Annotated in this window: 1 protein-coding gene; it reads right to left on the bottom strand. The window is 70.9% G+C overall.

The annotated features are described in order from the left end of the window. Nucleotides 1-74: 74 nt before the first annotated feature. Nucleotides 75-1,796 (bottom strand): AMP-binding protein, encoded by a 1,722-nt coding sequence (locus IY392_RS17050; RefSeq protein WP_194861880.1) that lies wholly within the window; start codon nucleotides 1,794-1,796, stop codon nucleotides 75-77. Nucleotides 1,797-1,810 lie beyond the last annotated feature (14 nt).

The raw sequence follows: 1,810 nt of genomic DNA, 5'->3' as shown, positions 1-1,810 counted from the left end.
GGCCACGGCCGCGCCCGCGCCGACCCGGCTGGCACGGACCGCAGCCGCGCCCCCCACAGACCGGGGGCCGGCCGTCAGCGCAGCGATTCCTCGCGGAACTCGCCGGGGAAGTCCACTGACGGGCCGTTCTCGCTCTCGCCCTTGCGCAGCTCGACGCGGCGGATCTTGCCCGAGATGGTCTTGGGCAGGTCGGTGAACTGCAACCGCCGGACCCTCTTGTAGCCGGCCAGGTGGGTGCGGGAGTAGTCGAAGATCTGGCGGGCGGTGTCCTCGGTCGGCTCCCAGCCGCCGGCCAGGACGACGAACGCCTTCGGCACGCTGAGCCGAACGGGGTCGGGGGAGGGGACGACCGCGGCCTCGGCCACCGCCGGGTGTTCCAACAGGACGGACTCCAGCTCGAACGGCGAGATCCGGTAGTCGGAGGACTTGAACACGTCATCGGTCCGGCCCACGTAGGTGATGTAGCCCTCGGAGTCGCGCGACCCCACGTCGCCGGTGTGATAGAAGCCGTCCGCGTAGGCGGCATCGGTTCGTTCGGCGTCGCCGTGGTAGCCGACCATCAGGCCGAGCGGGCGGGGGTCCAGACGCAGGCAGATCTCGCCCTCGGCGCCCTCGCCGGCGACCTCCTGCCCGGTGGCCGGATCGACCAGCACCACGTCGAAGCCGGGGCAGGGCCGGCCCATGGACCCGTCCTTGATGGGTTGCCCCGGCGTGTTGGCGATCTGCACGGTGGTCTCGGTCTGGCCGAAGCCGTCGCGGATGGTCACCCCCCACGCGTCGCGGACCCGGCCGATCACCTCGGGGTTGAGCGGCTCACCGGCGCCCACGGCCAGCCGCGGTGGGACCATCAACTGGGTGAGGTCGGCCTGGATGAGCATGCGCCACACGGTGGGCGGGCAGCACAGGCTCGTCACGCCGCAGCGGTCCATCTCCCGCATCATCGCCGTGGCGTCGAAGCGGGAGTAGTTGTAGATGAACACGCATGATCCGGCGATCCACGGGGTGAAGACGTTGGACCAGGCGTGCTTGGCCCACCCGGGGGAGGACACGTTGAGGTGGACGTCGCCGGGCTGCAGGCCGATCCAGTACATGGTCGACAGGTGCCCGGCGGGGTAGGAAGCGTGCGTGTGCTCGACGAGCTTGGGCTTGCTGGTGGTCCCGGAGGTGAAGTACAGCAGCAGGGTGTCGTCGGCACGGGTGGTGTGGCTGGGCTCGAAATCGGGGGACGCGTCCATCGCGGCGGCGAGGTCGGTCCAGCCCTCGGGGGCGCCGCCCACCGAGATGCGCTGGTAGTCGCCGGCGATGGTGGTGAACCGGTCGGCGAGCTCGTCGCGGGCGATCACGTGCTTGATCCCGCCGCGGGCGATGCGGTCGCGGAGGTCGCCCTCCGCCAACAGGGTGGTGGCGGGGATGACGACGGCGCCGAGTTTGATCACGGCGAGCATGACGTCCCACAGTTCCACCTGGTTGGCGAGCATGAGCAGGACCCGGTCCCCGGGCTCGACACCGCGCTCGCGCAGCCAGTTGGCGGTGCGGTCCGAGCGGACGCGCATCTCGTCGAAGGAGTACTTGGCCTCGGTGGGGGCGCCGCCGCCGTCGTGCTCCTCGACGATCCACAGTGCGGGGTCGCTGTTCCCCTCGGCCTCGACGTCGAACCAGTTCAGGGCCCAGTTCCACTCGTCGAGTTCGGGCCAGGCGAAGCCCGCCCGGGCGGCGTCGTAGTCCTCCGCGGTGGCCTGCAGGAAGTCGCGTGCGGCGCGGAAGCGGGTGGTGGCGTCGGTGTCGAGCGGGGCCATTGAGTCTCCTGACG

It is taken from the genome of Dietzia sp. SYD-A1, assembly GCF_015356725.1.
Classification (GTDB): Bacteria; Actinomycetota; Actinomycetes; order Mycobacteriales; family Mycobacteriaceae; genus Dietzia.
This window is presented reverse-complemented; position numbering and strand designations above follow the sequence as displayed.